14 protein-coding genes and 5 tRNA genes are annotated in these 18486 nt (G+C 39.9%); 15 read left to right on the top strand and 4 right to left on the bottom strand.

Going from position 1 to position 18486, the window contains the following annotated elements; all coding sequences use genetic code 11:
- The first annotated feature begins 47 nt into the window (after window positions 1-47).
- The 8 genes from GWJ05_RS15215 to GWJ05_RS15180 all read left to right on the top strand — a co-directional run bounded on the left by GWJ05_RS15215 (window position 48) and on the right by GWJ05_RS15180 (window position 3903).
- Window positions 48-611: a LuxR C-terminal-related transcriptional regulator gene (locus GWJ05_RS15215; RefSeq protein ID WP_224215349.1), complete on the top strand. Its 564-nt coding sequence runs from the start codon at window positions 48-50 to the stop codon at window positions 609-611.
- Window positions 595-2427 carry an excinuclease ABC subunit UvrC gene (uvrC, locus tag GWJ05_RS15210; RefSeq protein ID WP_036936278.1) on the top strand — a complete coding sequence of 611 codons (1833 nt, stop codon included), beginning with the start codon at window positions 595-597 and terminating at the stop codon, window positions 2425-2427. Before GWJ05_RS15215 ends, uvrC begins: the two co-directional genes overlap by 17 nt.
- Before the next feature lie 55 nt (window positions 2428-2482).
- A complete protein-coding gene (gene pgsA / locus GWJ05_RS15205) occupies window positions 2483-3031 on the top strand; it encodes a CDP-diacylglycerol--glycerol-3-phosphate 3-phosphatidyltransferase (protein WP_036936280.1) in 549 nt (182 codons plus the stop codon).
- 141 nt (window positions 3032-3172) lie between these two features.
- Window positions 3173-3248 (top strand) — tRNA-Gly (locus tag GWJ05_RS15200).
- A gap of 25 nt (window positions 3249-3273) precedes the next feature.
- Window positions 3274-3347: transfer RNA gene (locus GWJ05_RS15195), tRNA-Cys, on the top strand.
- A 5-nt stretch (window positions 3348-3352) separates the two neighbouring features.
- A tRNA-Leu gene (locus GWJ05_RS15190) sits at window positions 3353-3439 on the top strand.
- A 126-nt stretch (window positions 3440-3565) separates the two neighbouring features.
- Window positions 3566-3652 (top strand) — tRNA-Leu (locus GWJ05_RS15185).
- Between the two features lie 164 nt (window positions 3653-3816).
- Window positions 3817-3903, top strand: a tRNA-Leu gene (locus GWJ05_RS15180).
- Between the two features lie 652 nt (window positions 3904-4555).
- Here the strand turns inward: GWJ05_RS15180 and GWJ05_RS15175 are convergent.
- The 3 genes from GWJ05_RS15175 to GWJ05_RS15165 form a co-directional block, all read right to left on the bottom strand.
- Window positions 4556-4993: a helix-turn-helix domain-containing protein gene (locus GWJ05_RS15175; protein ID WP_036936282.1), complete on the bottom strand. Its 438-nt coding sequence runs from the start codon at window positions 4991-4993 to the stop codon at window positions 4556-4558.
- Window positions 4990-5976 (bottom strand): helix-turn-helix transcriptional regulator, encoded by a 987-nt coding sequence (locus GWJ05_RS15170; protein ID WP_161681478.1) that lies wholly within the window; start codon window positions 5974-5976, stop codon window positions 4990-4992. The genes GWJ05_RS15175 and GWJ05_RS15170 overlap by 4 nt, the downstream gene beginning before the upstream one ends.
- Before the next feature lie 163 nt (window positions 5977-6139).
- A complete protein-coding gene (locus GWJ05_RS15165; protein ID WP_036936285.1) occupies window positions 6140-6370 on the bottom strand; it encodes a FaeA/PapI family transcriptional regulator in 231 nt (76 codons plus the stop codon).
- Between the two features lie 950 nt (window positions 6371-7320).
- Here GWJ05_RS15165 and GWJ05_RS15160 point away from each other — a divergent pair.
- The 6 genes from GWJ05_RS15160 (at window position 7321) to GWJ05_RS15135 (ending at window position 13818) form a co-directional block, all read left to right on the top strand.
- The gene (locus GWJ05_RS15160) at window positions 7321-7884 is read left to right on the top strand and encodes a fimbrial protein (RefSeq protein ID WP_036936287.1); all 564 of its coding nucleotides are present in this window, start codon (window positions 7321-7323) and stop codon (window positions 7882-7884) included.
- A gap of 688 nt (window positions 7885-8572) precedes the next feature.
- Window positions 8573-10999 (top strand): PefC/AfrB family outer membrane usher protein, encoded by a 2427-nt coding sequence (gene pefC / locus GWJ05_RS15155; protein WP_161681477.1) that lies wholly within the window; start codon window positions 8573-8575, stop codon window positions 10997-10999.
- Window positions 10992-11720 (top strand): type 1 fimbrial protein, encoded by a 729-nt coding sequence (locus GWJ05_RS15150; protein WP_036936289.1) that lies wholly within the window; start codon window positions 10992-10994, stop codon window positions 11718-11720. The genes pefC and GWJ05_RS15150 overlap by 8 nt, the downstream gene beginning before the upstream one ends.
- A 90-nt stretch (window positions 11721-11810) precedes the next feature.
- The gene (locus GWJ05_RS15145; protein WP_036936292.1) at window positions 11811-12512 is read left to right on the top strand and encodes a fimbrial chaperone; all 702 of its coding nucleotides are present in this window, start codon (window positions 11811-11813) and stop codon (window positions 12510-12512) included.
- 24 nt (window positions 12513-12536) lie between these two features.
- Window positions 12537-13190: a hypothetical protein gene (locus GWJ05_RS15140; RefSeq protein WP_036936294.1), complete on the top strand. Its 654-nt coding sequence runs from the start codon at window positions 12537-12539 to the stop codon at window positions 13188-13190.
- Between the two features lie 13 nt (window positions 13191-13203).
- Complete coding sequence (locus tag GWJ05_RS15135; RefSeq protein WP_036936297.1) at window positions 13204-13818, top strand: fimbrial protein; 615 nt, start codon at window positions 13204-13206, stop codon at window positions 13816-13818.
- Window positions 13819-16144: 2326 nt separating this feature from the next.
- On the opposite strand, the gene GWJ05_RS15130 is transcribed toward GWJ05_RS15135, so the two are convergent.
- The gene (locus GWJ05_RS15130) at window positions 16145-17209 is read right to left on the bottom strand and encodes an ABC transporter ATP-binding protein (protein WP_036936300.1); all 1065 of its coding nucleotides are present in this window, start codon (window positions 17207-17209) and stop codon (window positions 16145-16147) included.
- Window positions 17210-17469: 260 nt separating this feature from the next.
- On the opposite strand from GWJ05_RS15130, the gene GWJ05_RS15125 reads away from it, so the two are divergent.
- Window positions 17470-18486, top strand: a complete 1017-nt coding sequence (locus GWJ05_RS15125) for an extracellular solute-binding protein (protein ID WP_052038488.1) — start codon at window positions 17470-17472, stop codon at window positions 18484-18486.

Below are 18486 nucleotides of genomic sequence, written 5' to 3'. Positions count from 1 at the left end.
TTAAAACACTTCTTTGTCAGATTAAAAAAATCAATATTCGAAAAATTATGGCTGATGAAACAGAAGCATTTCGTTATTGTCGTCAAGTTTCTGTTAATCTTATTATTATTTACTCATCTCCTTCTGTTTCATTAATTGATTCAATAAAAAGGATTAAACGTTCATTTTTATCAATTAAAATTATTGTTATTTCACCCAACACGGATTCCATTTTATCTATACCGCTTCTTCAATTAGGAATTGAAGGTTTTGTTGTCCTTGATACTTCGTGTGAAAATATTCTTCAAGCCATTCGTCAAGTATGTATTGGTCAACGTTATTTAAGCCAAGAACTGGCTATGGAAATTGCATTGTCTAAATTACAAAAAGATGTGAATCCATTGCACTATTTATCAGAAAGAGAACTGCAAGTGATGTCCATGATAATTAGAGGAAAAAAAATTACACAAATTGCAGAGGCGTTAAATCTCAATACAAAAACAGTAAATAGCTATCGTTATCGAATGTTTAGTAAACTTAAAATCTCAGGTGATGTAGAATTAACACATATAGCAATACGTTATGGGTTAATTGAGATAGAGAGTCATTTACAAAGTGGAAGACAAATTTGATGCTAAAGCATTCTTAAGCCGAGTCACCGATAAACCGGGTGTTTATCGAATGTACGATGCTACAGATACTGTAATTTATGTCGGTAAAGCCAAAGATCTGAAAAAAAGGCTTTCGAGTTATTTTCGTGTGCAAGTGAATAGCCGTAAAACCGAAGCATTAGTTAAATGTATTGCAAATATTGATGTGACTATTACACATACAGAAACGGAAGCATTGTTACTAGAGCATAGTTACATTCAGCGTTATCAGCCTCGTTATAATGTGTTATTGCGGGATGATAAATCTTATCCTTATATCTATTTAAGTGGGGATAAACACCCAAGACTTGCTAGCTATCGCGGTGCAAAGCATGCAAAAGGGGAGTATTTTGGGCCTTTTCCTAACTCTTTTGCAGTAAGAGAAACTTTGGCTTTGATGCAAAAATTATTTCCTATTCGTCAATGTGAAGATAGTGTGTATCGCAATCGCTCAAGGCCTTGTTTGCAGTATCAAATAGGGCGTTGTCTTGCACCTTGTGTGAAAGGTTATGTTTCAGATGAAGAGTATGCTCAACAAGTTAATTATGTACGGCTTTTCCTCTCTGGTGATGATTCACAAGTGATTGAAGGTCTTGTGAAGCGTATGGAAGAAGCAAGCTTAGATTTACGTTTTGAAGAAGCTGCACGTATTCGTGATCAAATCCAAGCCGTAAGGCAAGTGACTGAAAAACAATTTGTTGCCAATATTGGCGATGATCTTGATGTGATTAGTGTTGCTTTTAATGGCGCGATTGCTTGTGTGTATGTTCTCTTTTTCCGACAAGGTAAGGTGTTGGGAAGCCGGAGTTATTTTCCTAAAGTTCCAGCAAATACTTCACTTGATGAAGTTGTTCAAACTTTTATTGGTCAATTTTATTTACAAGGAAGTGCAATTAGAACATTACCGACTGAAATTTTGCTAGATTTTAATTTGGATGACAAAGCGATCCTTTCCGAGTCTATTTCTTCTATTGCGGGGCGAAAAATTCAAATTCAAACCAAACCTCGTGGTGATAGAGCGCGTTATCTTAAGTTAGCCAGAACAAATGCAGCTACTGCATTGGCTTCAAAACAAGTCGAACAATCGACAATTTCACAACGTTATGCCTCATTGATGTCTCTTCTTGATATGAAAGAGATAAAACGAATGGAATGTTTTGATATTAGTCACACTATGGGGGAACAAACTGTGGCTTCATGTGTAGTATTTGACATGAATGGTCCATTAAAATCGGAATATAGGCGTTATAATATTAGTGGTATTACTCCTGGTGATGATTACGCTGCGATGAATCAAGTACTCACTCGACGCTATGGTAAATCATTAGAAGAAAATAAAGTCCCTGATATTATCTTTATTGATGGTGGTAAAGGGCAATTAGCACAAGCAATAGAGGTATTTAATTCTCTGGATGTGGATTGGGATAAGTCACACCCGAAATTAATTGGTGTTGCTAAAGGGAGTGATCGTAAGGCAGGACTTGAAACCTTGTTTTTTGTGCCTGAAGGTGAAGGAATGGCATTACCTTCTGATTCGCCGGCGTTGCATTTGATTCAACATATTCGTGATGAATCGCATCGTCATGCAATAACAGGGCACCGTCAACGTAGAGCAAAAGTGAAAAATACCAGTTCATTAGAATCTATTGAAGGTGTGGGGCCTAAACGTCGTCAAATGTTATTAAAATATATGGGAGGGCTACAAGCTTTACGAGATGCAAGTGTGGAAGAAATTGCGAAAGTCCCCACAATTTCGACAGCATTAGCAGAAAAAATATTTAATGCGTTGAAACACTAAGTGTATTGATGCACCATATTAATAACTCTCACTTTTCTAGGTCGTGTAGAACGCTATGCAACTAAATATTCCAACTTGGCTAACTCTATTTCGTGTCGCTTTAATCCCATTCTTTGTTTTGGTGTTTTATTTACCCTTCAAAGATGCCCCATTGATATGTGCTATTATTTTTATGGTAGCGGCTGCAACCGATTGGTTTGACGGATTTTTAGCGCGTAGATTGAAACAAACTACTCGCTTTGGGGCTTTTCTTGACCCCGTGGCAGATAAAGTAATGGTTGCTACAGCACTTGTTTTAATTACAGAGTATTATCACGAGTGGTGGATAACTTTACCGGCAGCAACCATGATCGCTCGTGAAATCATTATCTCTTCATTAAGAGAGTGGATGGCAGAATTAGGAAAACGCAACAGTGTTGCTGTTTCTTGGATAGGAAAAGTGAAGACAACCGCACAAATGGGATCGTTAGTTGTGTTATTATGGCGTCCAACGATTGAAGCAGAGTGGTTTGGATTTGCTTTATTGTATGTCGCAACCGTGTTGACTTTCTGGTCAATGTTTCAATATTTGAGCGCAGCATGGTCAGATTTGCGTGAAGCTTGATCGAAATGACTGAAAATTCACCGAACAGTCAAAAAGATGCAAATATAGTGTTGACTAGATTCAGGAAATCAGTAGAATGCAACGCATCGAAAGACACAACGGTTTACGGAAATAAATAAGTAAATCAGCAAGTTCGGTAATGCGGGAATAGCTCAGTTGGTAGAGCACAACCTTGCCAAGGTTGGGGTCGCGAGTTCGAGTCTCGTTTCCCGCTCCAATCTCTTACGAGATTGAGCAGTTGAGGCGCGTTGGCAGAGTGGTCATGCAGCGGATTGCAAATCCGTGTACCTCGGTTCGATTCCGGGACGCGCCTCCATTAATGCCCAGGTGGTGAAATCGGTAGACACAAGGGATTTAAAATCCCTCGGCTGTAAGGCTGTGCGGGTTCAAGTCCCGCCCTGGGCACCATCTCTTTTAGATAAAGAGTATGGTGCAAAAAAGCCCATTGTGAATAATGGCATCATGTAGTAATTAAGTCGTCCATACCAGTATTTATCTTAAGTAAAAGAATTTACGGACGCACCACAGAATTTAGCCCAGGTGGTGAAATCGGTAGACACAAGGGATTTAAAATCCCTCGGCTGTAAGGCTGTGCGGGTTCAAGTCCCGCCCTGGGCACCATATAAAATACGGACCTTAACTTAGGTCCGTTTTTTCTTCCACGACTTACTTTAGTGAAAGAAGAACAAAGAATTAAGTTAGCTATTTTAGAAGTGAATGTTTTAAATTTATTTGTTGCCTTGTTTGATTAATAAGTATTGCCTGTAACAAGTAAATATAATTTAGCCCAGGTGGTGAAATCGGTAGACACAAGGGATTTAAAATCCCTCGGCTGTAAGGCTGTGCGGGTTCAAGTCCCGCCCTGGGCACCATATAAAAAAGCGGACCTCGATGAGGTCCGTTTTTTTTTTGATTATAAAAAAGTAAAAATTAAATTGAATACATTATATTATAGTCACTTAAGCTAATATGGTTTTATAAATTTGATAGTGATCAGACGCTAGATATTTAAAACAGAGACGTGAGATAAATAACGATTTGGAGTGGGTTTAAGCGGGTTATAACGAATAAGTTACTGTAATTAATTTTCAGTATGTGTAAGAAAACTTCCTCACGAATTGATGGGTTAATCCTGTACAACATATTGACAGATAGAGCTCGTCCGTAGCCGGATGTGGCTTCTTAGCTAAATAGCCGATTGCCTTCAGAATAGAAGGTATCTTTCGAAATGTTTGATGGTAAAGACGTCTATCCGTATTTTTGCGTTAATGCAGTCCAGAAGGCGCTGATGCTGAGCCAATCACTGAAAACGGACATAAAAATTGCAGACAGTGGTTTTTGAAATACCCAACTATTATTGCACTTCAGTCCGTGTTTTTTAATGTTTTTTTACCGATAAAATTGAATGTGCTAAATACGAGATATTAGCATTATTTTAACCTTAATTAATAAGCGGTTATCGGATACGTTTTCTTGACTCATTTTTTGAGCTTTCATCGCTTTTTCTGAAACTGTACGCCCTTGTTATCGTCTTTTTCGCTTATCCATCACCATGCTCTCGTCTTGTGGTGGGCAAATAAAAGAACGCGCTGAGTCCGCCACAAGATCTAAATTAATCGGAGATGACAGCGGGAGCGTCTCAATCGACTCGTTTTTGTTTTCCGTTAACACCATCAGCGGTGCTAAAAACTCCTTGAGTGAGAGATTAAAACAAAGACATATTGTGACAATAGCATCGATAGATAGTGTGGTGACGCCATTTTCATAACGTGAAACCTGCTGCTGACTGATACCTAACATCTTACCCAATTGCGTGCCATTTAGCGTTTTTTTTAAGCGCAATGCTTTCAACTGACGTCCGACAATAAAATTGATATCTTTTTTGAGTCTCTTCTTTCTGTAAGGCGAACTACCATAGGATAGTCCATTTTTTATTTTTTGCTGTTTTGGAAATGATGTCATTCTGCTCTCTCCAATGGGTTTAATTGCGTATTATGAAAATGACCTTGCTCTTGAGCTTGAAATTGCATTACCGTTTGATTCCGCAGCTTTTTAAATTGTCGATTTGCCATACGTAGGTTGGCGAAACCACAACTCTTGACTAAAACATCCAAATCAGTATCTGGCATATTCCGGATGGTCATCGCCAATAATTCACAACGAGCAGAAGCCAGTAATTCGGAGAAAGACAGCTGATAGCGAGCCAGTTTGTACTGCAATATGCGTATTGACATACCGTAGTAGTCGGCTAATTCGTTGATACTGTAATGGGGATTAGTCATATTCTGGCGTATCAAGTGGGCAATAGCACAAATATCAAAATTGGGAATAATATTTGTTTTGTTAAAATTACACGGACAGGCGACTTGCTCACTTTGTAAGGTAAGCAGTGTTTTTATGCCATTAAGTAATTGCTTGTAACATCCATCGCTCAGGGGGGCATAATAATCACAGAGTAAATTATTGACCATATTGCCATAACGTAAATGGTTGCCGACTTTCCAAAACAGTTCTGACAAGGACTGGCGTTTCAATCCTGCCTCATGAATATCAAGATTAAAAATCAGCCCATAATGATGAGATAGACTCTTTAACGTGAAAGGCTCCCAAGCGGGAATGAGCATATAACTACCTGCAGGAAGATGGATATCTTTCTTTTTCGCATTGACAATCAAGCTGGACAACGAATGAATGAGCACGCAATGTTGTTGGCAATGTGAGGCACAATCCGCATGAATGAAATGCGTGGTATGGGTAAACATATCCAGTTTAACGGCTTGAATAAAAGGTAAAGAGGTAAAGGTATCAACACAAATCGAGCCTTTAAAAAGTGGGTTAAGTGCGGTGACATTGACCTGATGAAAAGCAAGATAGTCAGTCAGCATTTGCTGGCAAAGTGGAATATCGGTGATATTTTTGACGTTAATCCGATGTTGGTTATGCATAATGGTGTATCCCTGAAGCAATACTAAAAATAATGAATTTAATAACATATTGTTTTTTTGATTTTTTAATAAAGATGAAATGTTTATGTTAGTGTTGTTTATATTTACATTTACCTTTGACTCACTTTTTCTGTTTAATTTGTTATGCCGGATTGAAGGTTTTTTAGGGTAATATCCAACTAATCTTCCGACCTTGATGGGGTTTACTGCGTTTAATCAATCCCTGTAGATGAAGAACACCCAAACAATAGCGAGCTTTGTAGACGGAAATACAAAAATGTAAAGCAACTGACTTGGTAGTGAACGGTTGGTTTAACACACCTCGTTGCTCGAGGAATTCTAAAAGCTGTTCATAAGAAATCAGTTGATTGGGTTTGAGTGTTTCTGCGGTCATGGCAATTCCTTAATCTCTAAAATGCAAAAGGCACAACAAGGTATCAATCCTACGTTATGAAAGAGGAATGCTGATGATTAAATCTACTCATAGAGCACGGATTTTCATCGGTCTTCACAGTACGTGTTTGTACTTATATTTTAGCCATCATAGAAAGGCTTTCCCCTATTTTTTCATTTCATTATTCGAGTTAAAATGAATAAACATACTTATTTCTAAGCATTATTTTAATTTATTAACATTATATGAATATTGAACTGGATATAAATAAATTGATTTCCATATTGGTTATTACGCAAAATAAATTAAAAAGAGTCAATAAAAATAAGAAATAAATAAAATTTCGTATTTCTTCTTATTTTATTCGCAATATGGTTTTTTGTTTAAATGGTTTGATGTATATCATTTTTATGTTGACTAAAAAAAAACCATTAAATAACTTTCCTTATACAATTAATTTCTTATTTCCATAATTTATTATCAATATAATATATTGATTATATTGCATTATTTTATTTCCTTTTTAGTTTATAAGTTATTCTATCGAGATTGTGAGCTATTTATTGTAAACATTATTTAATTTTAATTATTTTTAATTTATGACGTCTTTTGTTTCAGATTTTATCAAATAATAATTTTTATCATTTTTACGATCTTTTATTTTAATCAATATGTTTTTTCAACGTGTTTAATTCTTAAATTAAAAACAAAATAGAGATTAAATACTTTTTCTTGTTTTTGATTAGACATAAAGATCGCAAATAATCAATTTGATAGTAAATGTGACCAAGATTAAGATCCGTATGATTAGGGTAAGGAAATTCCTACCACTAGCCTTAATTGAATAAGCGGGTTCGATAGAGCAATTATATTCGTGATAGGTGTGGTAGGCGTAATTTTTAAATTCATTTTTAGTACGTTAATCATTTAATAAGTAAGGATAATAAAATATGAGTTTTACAGTAAAAAAAGTAGCTTTGGCGGTCGCAGCCTGTTCAGTGATGGCGTTATCTGCATCATCAATGGCAAGCACGCTCGTCTTTACCGGTGCGGTAACATCGTCTACCTGTGATGTGCAGGCGGTTTCGTCAGCAGGTGTCGTCACCCCTGAAATCCAGTTAGGGAATGTTGCTCCCGACACCACAACTGCACTTCCCGTTGCAGTGGCTTTTAAATTATCCCCCATTAATACAGCATCTTGTACTCAAACTAACGCAGATATTACCTGGAGTTCTCCTAACTTAATCCAGGCAGGTCTTGCGAATACTGGCACCGCGACCGGAGTTCATATTGAGTTGAAACCTCAAGCAACAGGTAACGCTCTTGATGGCGCATCAGCTGTTCATGCGAATGATGTTATCAGAGGGGGATTAAATACGGTCAAATATTCAGTTTCTACTGGTACACTTTCCGGTTCATTCGATTATACCGCTCAGTTAGTGCGCGACGCAGGTGCGACACCTACTGCAGGTACTGTTGGTTCAATGGCCACTTACACCGTTGCCTACTATTAATTACTGTTTTTAATTTATTAAATAAAATAAAACCGTGAGTTAAAAATAATTGAAGTAGAAAAAAAGAGATAAATAGAAAGCCTTCTTGGTTTTCCACGAAGGCTTTATATATAAATAAGTTTATATCGATATAGGTATCATTATTTTTGATAGTAGCGCTGTATTTTTTAGTACATATTTACAACAGGGTAACTGATTGAATCTATTTACTTTTATTTATTAACTCAATAGGTTAAATACTTTTAATTCCTATTTATTTTTTCTTGGTCAGTTTATGAAATTTTCAATGTGAAAATAAAAGTAAATAGCGAAAGATTAAAGTCGAGCGTGGCGCCAGAAATAACCAACGTGGTTAAAAATTAAAATAAGCAACAAGACGCAATTAATAACTTTAATCAGTATTCGGTGACCATTAAATAACTTAGATAATGGCGTATTCCGGAGCTGTTGAGTGGTAAATTCAGGGGGAATTATTATGCGAAAAGGCAGGAATAAAAACAGTTCCTACTTATCAATGACGAGGATTAACAGCATCAATATCAGCAACGGGACTTCCCATGCATTGGTGTTTTCCACTAAATCAGCCTGCTCTGGTAATAGCCGGCGATTTCTCTTTATAGGGTTTAAGCTCAATACGTTCACTCGTTTACTTTGCTTGTCTTTCATCCCCGGGTGTCTTGCTCTATCCTTGACGGCAGACGCCACTGAACTGAACCTTAATTTTATCCACGGTACAAACAAACAACACGCTCCCGCTATTTTACAAGAAGGCACTCGGTTTCCATCAGGACAGTATGTCGTTGATGTCGTCTTCAATCATCAGCCATTATCGCGCCAGATGTTGACGATTAGCGCTGAAGATGCAAAAACGCTGTGTTTAACACCAGACTGGTTGAGCCAAGCACACCTATTGCTAAACTTAGACATGTTTAAAGCTCAATATAACCGTGATAGAGACTGTTACCGCATTGGTGAATATCCTGCGGCATCGGTTCGTTTTGATTACGGGACTCAAACGTTATACATCAGTGAACCGCAAGTGACGCTACTGACGTTAGAGGCCGGTGATGATTGGGATTATGGCATCGCAGGTTTAAAGCTTCGTTACAACACCAACGTCAGTAAAGGTCAACAAAGAGAAGCGGTGTATTACGGCAACATTGACCTCAATGCGAATGTCGGTCGTTGGGTGCTCAGTGGTAGCACCAGTGGGTTTTCAGGACGTGGCTTTGAATCACCACAAGCGATGGTATCCACAGTGGTTGCGCCTTTACGGGGTAATTTAGAGCTCGGGAAAACGCGCACTCGCAGTACATTGATGTCAGATTTTGGTTTCTATGGTGTCTCGCTACGTTCGGATAACAGTATGATACCGTGGTCTACACGCGGGTACGCGCCCATTATTTCTGGCGTGGCAAATAGTAATGCACGTATTACGGTAGCGCAAGGTGGATATACTCTATCCTCTCAGGTAGTTCCTCCCGGTGAGTATGCACTGAAAGACATTTCACCCATTGGTAATGGCGATATTACCGTGACGGTAGAGGAAGAAGATGGGAGTCAAACAACACGAGTCTACCCGGTAACTACACTCCCTACTTTATTAAGAGCCCATGATTTTAATTACAACTTGTCAGTCGGTACGCGTAGTGATGACAGCCAAACCAAAGGGGTATTTGTTGCAGGTAGTTTAGACTATGGTTTTGAACCGGCAACATTAAATTTGTCGGGTATATTACATCGACAATATCAAGGGGTAGGCGTTGGGCTCAGTCGCAATATGGGCAAATGGGGGGCATTAGAGGGCAGTGTTAACTTCTCTCGCAGTGTGTTTGATAACCATGAGCCGTATTCACTTCGATTGTCTGCGCATACAGATGATCCACAAGAGCAAATACAAAATGCACGTAATGATTGGTTGTGGAATAGCTACAGCGGAGGGAGATTGGCATCCGGTCCGCAAACGGGGCTCAGTGCTACGATAAAATACGCCAAAAGTCTGGGAGAAAAAACGAATCTCCACCTTCTAACGTGGCGCTACACGGGGGAAAAATATGTGGACTTTGCCAGTTTCAATCCGCGTCAGGTTTGGCTAAATGAAAATCGCAAGGAACGCTATGAAGCAACGATTAGTCATGGTATCGGGAGCTCATACCTCAATTTCTCTGGATGGACACAAAGTTACCGGAACCGCAGTAGTAATGACAGTGGGGTGAATACCTCCTTCAACACGAGCGTAGGGGCGGCAGCGGTTGGGTTGTATGCCAGTTACAGTCACACCCCTTGGTCACCCAATGACTACAGTCTTTCGATGAATGTCAGTATTCCGTTTGATATCGCAGGTAAGCAGCAGTTCAGCTCAACAGGCATTAATTATTACCGTAACAGAGGCACGCAAATGAACACATCCGTGTCAGGCAATCCGACTGAGAACATGAACTATAACGTCAATGCCAGTGTAGGGCGCGATAACCGCAATATTTCTGTATCTGCAGGATATGCGATGGATACATTGCAACTGAGGGGGTCTCTGACTCAAGCCCATTACCGTTATGGCGGGAGCCAGACCTCGAGTTCACTGAGTGCTTCTGGGGCGGTGTTGGGAACGACCGAAACGGGCTTGATGTTTACTCGTGAACAAAATGCGACGGTGGCGGTGGTGAAAATTAAAGATATCCCCGGCGTGACATTTAATGGCTCTCGACCCACAAGTTACCGAGGGGTAACAGCACTTCCTTTATCGGAGTACAGCCGAAATTATATCCGTATTAACCCGGATAACGTCCCAGATAATATTGACCTTTTAGATACGGTGTTCAGTGTTGTTCCGACGCGTCAGGCGATTGTGTACCGAGAGTTTGGTTATACACAGGTGAAGCGGTATGTATTAAGAATGACGGGGGTTGATAGAAAACCGCTTCCTCAAGGCAGTACGGTGTTGACCTCAAACGGATTAGATGTGGGGTTTATCACCCAAGGCGGTGTTTTCTTAGCTAACTTGTTGACTGAGCCAGATTTTTTGACCGTAACGACTCCACAGGGTACACAGTGCCGAGTGAATATGACGGGCGTAAAACCGGATGCAAGAAATTTGACGGAGGTACATTGTGAATAATGAGTCTTTACAAAATAGTCGACATTGTCCACATGACCTACAAAATGAGCGTTTGGAAAAAAAACGCATACAAAGTGATTTTTGTCTCTTGCGGGTAACGATATTAACCATGGGGTTGGTGGCATTGATGTTAGGTGGTGCCATCACGTTGTTAATCCAGCAGGCAATTGCAGCAGGAACAGCGAGTACAATATTGACATTGAAATCTCGAGTGACGCGCGCCACGTGTAACATTCTCACCACCGATGGAGGTGTAGTACAACTGCCCACGATAAGCCCCACGACGATAGGCTCTGGTGAATGGCTAAGTGCGGTGACACCACTCAATATTGGTGTGAATTGTTCATCTGAACCCGAATCCTGGCTGACCCTGTCGATGTCGGTGACGCCAACCTATACACGCAGTGGTGATTACGGCAGTGACAATGATAAAGCCATTGGCTCTCGGCGGCCAGAAAACACAGCGGGACCGGATTTATTTTTGGTTGACAGTGATAACGGTCATCAATGGGTATCATTTACCCCTGTTTTAGCGAAAAGCCAAACAGATTGTGACCGGTATCCCGGGCAGTCTTGCGTGAATATGACGCCCCTGTTTCCAGGGAATTATCGTTTGCCCTTGGGGGTGCAGATGGTAATTCCGGTTGGTGATATACGCAATGAGATGATAGCCCCGGGTCTTTGGCAAGCAACCCTAAATATCGATATCACTTACCAATAATGAGCATGCGCAAATTCATTTGAAACGACGGTAGATAACACATAAAACATCACCGATAACACACCATCGAGAACACAATAAGGACAAATAATGATGATATATCGAAAACTGGGCTTCCTGTTAGTGGGGCTTCTGATTAGCAGTCAATCTATGGCGGCATTTACCCTCAACGGAACCCGGTTTATTTACGAAGGTGGAAGTAAAAACAGCTCATTTGAAGTTACGAATCATGCAACTGATATGTGGGGTGGTCAGGTCTGGATTGACAATGTCTCTTTGCCGACAGATACCGTAACACTGATACCCGCTCCCACCTTTTTTAAGGTAGACGGTGAACAAAAGCAAGTTGTTCGCGTGCTGAATGTGAATGATAGCGTCTTACCTAAAGATAAAGAAAGTTTATTTCGCCTGAATGTGCAGGAAATTCCACCTGCCCCGAAAACGGGAAATAATGTCTTATCGCTGGCGATGAACACGCAAGTTAAACTGCTGTATCGTCCTGAAGCACTAAAAGCAGGTCGACCCGATGCAGAAAAACAGTTGCGTCTTGAGCAACGGGGGGGGAACAGTGTGTTGGTTAACCCGACCCCTTATTATTTTGCTGTGATGAAATTGTATGCGGGGGCTTCAGATAAAGCACCGGTGATACCGACGTCTGCTCAGTCAACAGAAGCATTGAATACATTGGCACCGCATACTGAAGTATCGTTGGGTAAAACGGTGACACTACCCATCACCATGACGGCAGTCGATGATTACGGCGCTAATCGCAACTATACCCTCGAGAAATAACAGAAAATAGAGAGTCATTGTGCGATGAAAATAAATGAAGATAACCGAACTAAAACGGATGTGAGTGAACATCAAACTTGTTGGTCACTGCTCACGGGGGCAGGTCTGGCACTTTTATTGATGGTTGGATTGAGTCGTGACGCCAGCGCGTTAACCATTACTATTCCGTATGATTATACCATTACGGCAAATACCTGTTGGTTAAGTCCTGAAACCAGCGGAGGCTCAGGTTCATTTGTGGGGCAATTTGGCGATTTTACATTGGCATGGGATGGTGCGCTCGGTACAAGCGATGTTACGGGCTACACAAAAAGCATGAAGACATTTGGTTTCAATATGAACTGTGATGGTGATATCTATCAGCCGAGGCTAACCATTACCGCCACAAATCCTCAATATGATGAGCCTTCTCATGTGATGTACACAACGGATACAACGAATTCAGCGATGGGATTTGCGATTCAATTTAATAACGATAATACCGACAGAACGCAATTAAATCCAAGCATAACCCCCACCAATGGAATGATGATTAATGTGTCTGAAGTTAACCCGGGTAACGTAAAAGTTATTCGACTGAATGCATGGCCCACATTAATGCCTGATAAATCAATTAGGGATATTACGGGTGGGATGGATGTCAGAGGAACCGTGACGATTGAAGTGCGGTATAACTGAGAGAGGGGGCACAATGAAGCTATCCATATTCCCTGTTATTCGGCTGACGTTGGGGTTGTTCTGTATCATCCCGGGAGTGAGCTCTGCTGAAACGGTCGCGACGGCAGTCTATCATTTAAGCGCAAAGGTGACAGCATCAACTTGTGAAACACAATTGGCGACATTTAATCACGTTAGTCCCGATATTGACTTCGGTCTTTTAACTGCAGAAAGTCCGGAAAAAACAAAGGAAATAACTTTAGTGCTTGACTGTAGAATTTCTCCTTTTATGCCCCAGACCATAAAGCTCTCATTTGAGCCCTCTGCCACGGGTTATGTTGACCCCAATAACGAAGGAAGACTCTATTCAAGGGTATCAGGAAGTTCGCCACAATCGGTAGGAACAGGACTGTACTACGACTGGCAATGGGGTAATAACCTTAGCATAGATAATACAATTTCGGTAAATAAAATATTTCCCTATACGGCCATAAACCTCAGAGAAAACTCAACGAACACGTATACTCTAGTAGAAGGAGGCGATGTTTACGATTTTTCTATTCTTATCACTCGGAGAGTGAATGATTTTTCTGAGGTAACAGCAGGAGAGTATGAGACATCGGTGACAGTGAATATCAGTTATCAATGACATATGAAGATATAAATAGCCTAAGCGTAGAAAAACGGAGGAATGATGAACATCTCTGGGCGTTATGGCAACAAGTAGCCTGTTGGTTGTGGAAACAACTCAAACCGCAGGTGGATACCCTGTTTTGCCGAAATGTTGGCGAACCGATACTGCGGGATCTGTTCAGGCAATACTTATACTACAGCATAGAAGATGGTGGTGAAATAGAGACGCCTAAAGTTGGGATAGCGAGGAGCTGTTCGCTCAGCCCCTTGGTAGGAGCGAGTTTATTATACCATTATGACAGCGATTTTGGATAACGAGAGGGGATTTATTATGCTCGCTATATGGATGATTTTATGGTGCTTGCGAAAACCCGTTGGCATCTGCGTCGGAGTATTCAGTAGCTTAATGAATACATGGATATCGGTAGTTTTGAAGTACATCCGGATAAAACCTATATAGGCCGGATACAACACGGATTTGACGGGTTAGGTGTGTATTTTGATAGAACGGGTATCACCGGACTCAGTGAAAGAGCAATAAAACGGCATCGAGAACGGTGTCTGCGACTTTACGAGCAAGCATGTTGTGATGGACTGCCTGAGGCAGAGATTAATGAACGTGTGCAGGCATATCGGGCCCGATGGAAAAATATGTATGGGGATTGTTGGATTCTCAATAACAACGTATCAGTACGTAGCTAGCAAAGCGGTATGAGAAAAGGGGTACGTCATAACCAGTCGTTTCCTTTTCAATTTTGTTACTCCTATACGATAATTCGCCAATTACTGAAGCGAACTTAATTGCACTTTATTACCCATGAAATTAATAACTAAACATGGTAAGGGCATGATGACCCTCCTAAGGCCCGACCCGATAATGTAAGTCCTGGGACGACACGTCCTGTCTTTTATTGCCGATCTAGATGATATTGCCGATCTAGATGACTCACTAACATAGCTCTCGACGATCTCCATGTGATTTCTCTTTCGTTAAATCATATGGTCATTCTTTCTATCTAGATCTAATGTTTGGTGAGATGTTACTATCTCTACTACTTATGGAATGTTAAAAATATGCAATCGATCCTTAATTTTCTTTTTATGACACTCTCGTTAACCACCGTCCCTGTCTATGGTGCCTCCGTGGTTTTCCAACCCGTTAAACCTAATTTTGTTATGTGTGGCTGCACAGGAGTATTTGCCGATACTCGTACCACATGGGGAACAGCATATATGTTACCTACCCGCGCCCTCAGTACACATACTGCATCAATTACCACACTATCTTTAACACAAACTTCTGTCTCGATCTCCCCTCAATATCGTAATTACGGTGTATTTATCAATACGGGGACATCAAAAGGCTGGATTGACCAATCCACATACTTCTACAACCGCTCAACAATCGAACTCCTATATGTCCTATCGCACGATTACAAGGTACCCGATGTAGTGGGTAGGGTGTTATCAGCTTGGTCTTCCGACGCTGTTTCATCCGGGTGTTCACCTTCAAACACCCCCTCCCCATTACTCAGTGCGGCTAATTTGACAGATCTTGTTTTCGAAAACATTAACTTTTCCGAACCCATTGAAACTCGATTACTTCCTGGTAGACATACCGGAATGTATCAAATTGAAATTCCTGAATCGCTAACTGATCAGACTTGTTCATCTATGAGTCACCATTACTTTTAATAGATCCCGTGATTCTACGCTAAATCAGAATTTGATGAGGAGAGCGTGAAGGATGAAATTATTGCTTGCAAAGAAAAGGGTATAACAGCGCTATCTGGTGCGATTCATGTCTGGTAGCGCTTGCTAAGTTAGATTAAACCCTGTCTGGATTTCGAAAATTTATATGTGTTAAACCTGTTTTTTTATCAGTTATCTTATGAACAACATCCCGAACGCTGAAGTAAACAACTTCGCAATTGGGACTACTTACAGCAGGAGGTTTATATGAACCGGAAAGAGAGGTGGCATAGCGTCATTTTATTACAATAGGCGGCAATTTCCTTGAAAAACAGAGTGATGTACTATCAATCATGTTCAATAATTATCCGTTGCTTATCTACGCCCAGAGGGAAGAGAGAACAGCAAGTGAATACTGCGCGATCACTACATCTCCTTAATGTTGCACCTCACATTCCCATCAACACTAAAGGGTCGCTATACTGTTTATCACCAATTATTCCACGGAATCTAAATATTTGTGCCAAAATAAAAAGAAGAACTATAAAAATTAATAACCGATAATCAGGTTGTTTGGGAAAAAATAATATTTAATAAAAAGCTTTTATAAATATATTACTAGCCAATAGCAACAATAATAAATGAATGTATTATTTTGTGTAAAATAACCCTTTTGAATGAATACATAATAGGTAATACTCACCTACTTGTAATGGGGTTGTATTAATGATAGTTAAATCAAGGTATTGACCGTTAATACTAATGACAACATCACTAGTCATACCTTTAAATTGGTATTTTTCTAATACAACCATCACGCCTCTATGAGAAGGAACGGAGTTAATTTGATTTAAGGTGATATTTTCTGGCCGTAATATTATTTTACCGTGATGACCATCATAAGTACCATCAGATGTAACCGTAATTTCACCCAACAGGGTTATTACCTTTCCTGAATGGTATTCACCTTTTAATATATTGACATCACCAATAGAGTAGGCGGTGGAAATATCTACTGGGTAACGATAGATGTTTTGTGGGGTATCAATCTGCACTAATCTGCCTTCACGTAATATTGCAATATAGTCAGAACATTGTATAGCCTCTTCCCGATCATGAGTCACGATAATTGCTGATTGTCCCGTTTCCCTCAAAATATTTATGATTTCAGCGCGTAACTCAACACGTAACGCACTATCCATTGCAGAGAAAGGTTCATCAAATAGGATTAGTTCAGGTGATGGAGCTAATGCTCTTGCCAATGCAACTCGTTGCTGTTGTCCTCCAGAAAGTTCATGGGGCATAGACTGAGCCAATTCAGGTATCTTCATTAAATGAAGAATAGAATTAATTCGATTTTGTTCTAATGGCAGTTGACCTTTGCCATTTCCTAAACCATAAGCTACGTTCTGATAAACATTGAGGTGTGGAAATAAGATACCTTCCTGTACAACATAACCAATATGGCGATCTTTGGCATGCACGAAAGTTCCTGATGATGATAGTATTCTGTTATATAAGGTAATTTCCCCACTGTCGGGTCTTTCAAATCCGGCAATTAATCGTAGCAGTGTCGTTTTTCCACAGCCAGAAGGACCCAGTAATGAAAGGATTTCTCCTTTATTTAAAGTAAAGCTAATATCTTCGCTGACTTTTACTTTTCCATCAAAGCTTTTGTTAATGTTATGTAATGACAATACCGTGTTTTTATTCATTTTTTCCATCCCTGTTATTGTTTTATCAGAAAGATAGTAATAACTTATCTATTTGATTTTTAAATATTCTAGAATAGTTAATCACCGCTCCTCAGTCATATTTCATTCTCTGTTTAGCGATAAAGTCTATGGGCTTATTTATTAAATCAGAAAAAAGATGAGAGGTACGCCCACTCATAAAGTAAATAATTTATATTCTCATTCCCATTCTCATTATGATAAAGTATTTTGGTTTACAAATCGATACATGAGGCTAATAAATGAAAAAAAGGTATCAGCTGCTTATTTCATCACTTACACTCAGTGGTGTTTTATTTTCAGAAATCGCTCAGGCTGACTTGTTAATTTATAATGGGCAACATAAGGATGGCGGAATAGAACAGGTTGCTGCGGAATTTACACAAAAAACAGGGATCCCGGTTAAGTTAAAATACGGTAAGTCTTCCGAACTTGCCGGTTTACTGAAGGAAGAACAGGATAAATCCCCGGCAGATATTTTTGTTGCGGAAAGTACAGGACCTTTCCTGTCATTAAGTGCTGAAAAATTATTAGTACCCATTAATGCCGATGCGTTAACCAATGTGAATTCTGAGACTATCCCTTCCGCATCGAAACAGGATTTTGTTCCCATTGGCGTTCGTAGCCGTGTTTTGGCCTATAATCCGGATAAAGTTAAAGAAAGTGACATTCCTAAAACATGGACAAAAATGGTAAATGATCCTGCGTGGAAAAATCGTTTTTCTTATCACCCGGGATCAGGTGCGCTTGTTGATCAAATAGCCGTTTATAAAAAATTACATGGATTAGAGGCGACAAAAGCGTTTTTAGCTGCGATGAAAGAAAATGGTCAATCAATCAAAGGGCATATGGCTGCGTTAAAGAAAATCGATCAGGGTGATTTGGATGTTGCAATGATCAACCAATACTATTTATACCGTCTTTATAAAGAAAAAGGCGGTGCAGACAATGTTAAGGCAAAAATTTACTACATGCGTAATGGCGATGCAGATTCAGCATTAAGTTTTTCTGCTGCCGGAATATTACGTTCATCACAACATCAATCGGAAGCACAACAGTTTATCACTTTCTTAACGAGCAAGGCAGGACAGGAACTGTATGTCCAAAATTCGGCAGAGTGGCCGGCCAATACTCAGGCAGTATCGCCAGTGAGCTACTTAGTGAAACTTGATAGCCTGGATCCGCCTAAAACGTCATTTACAACTAAGGAAGAAAGTGATGAGGCAAAAGCGTTAATAAAAGAGGCTGGGATCCAGTAA

It is taken from the genome of Proteus sp. G2626 (genome assembly GCF_009915985.1).
Classification (GTDB): Bacteria; Pseudomonadota; Gammaproteobacteria; order Enterobacterales; family Enterobacteriaceae; genus Proteus; species Proteus vulgaris.
The sequence above is the reverse complement of the archived record's forward strand: the minus strand, read 5'-3'. Positions and strand labels throughout refer to the sequence as shown.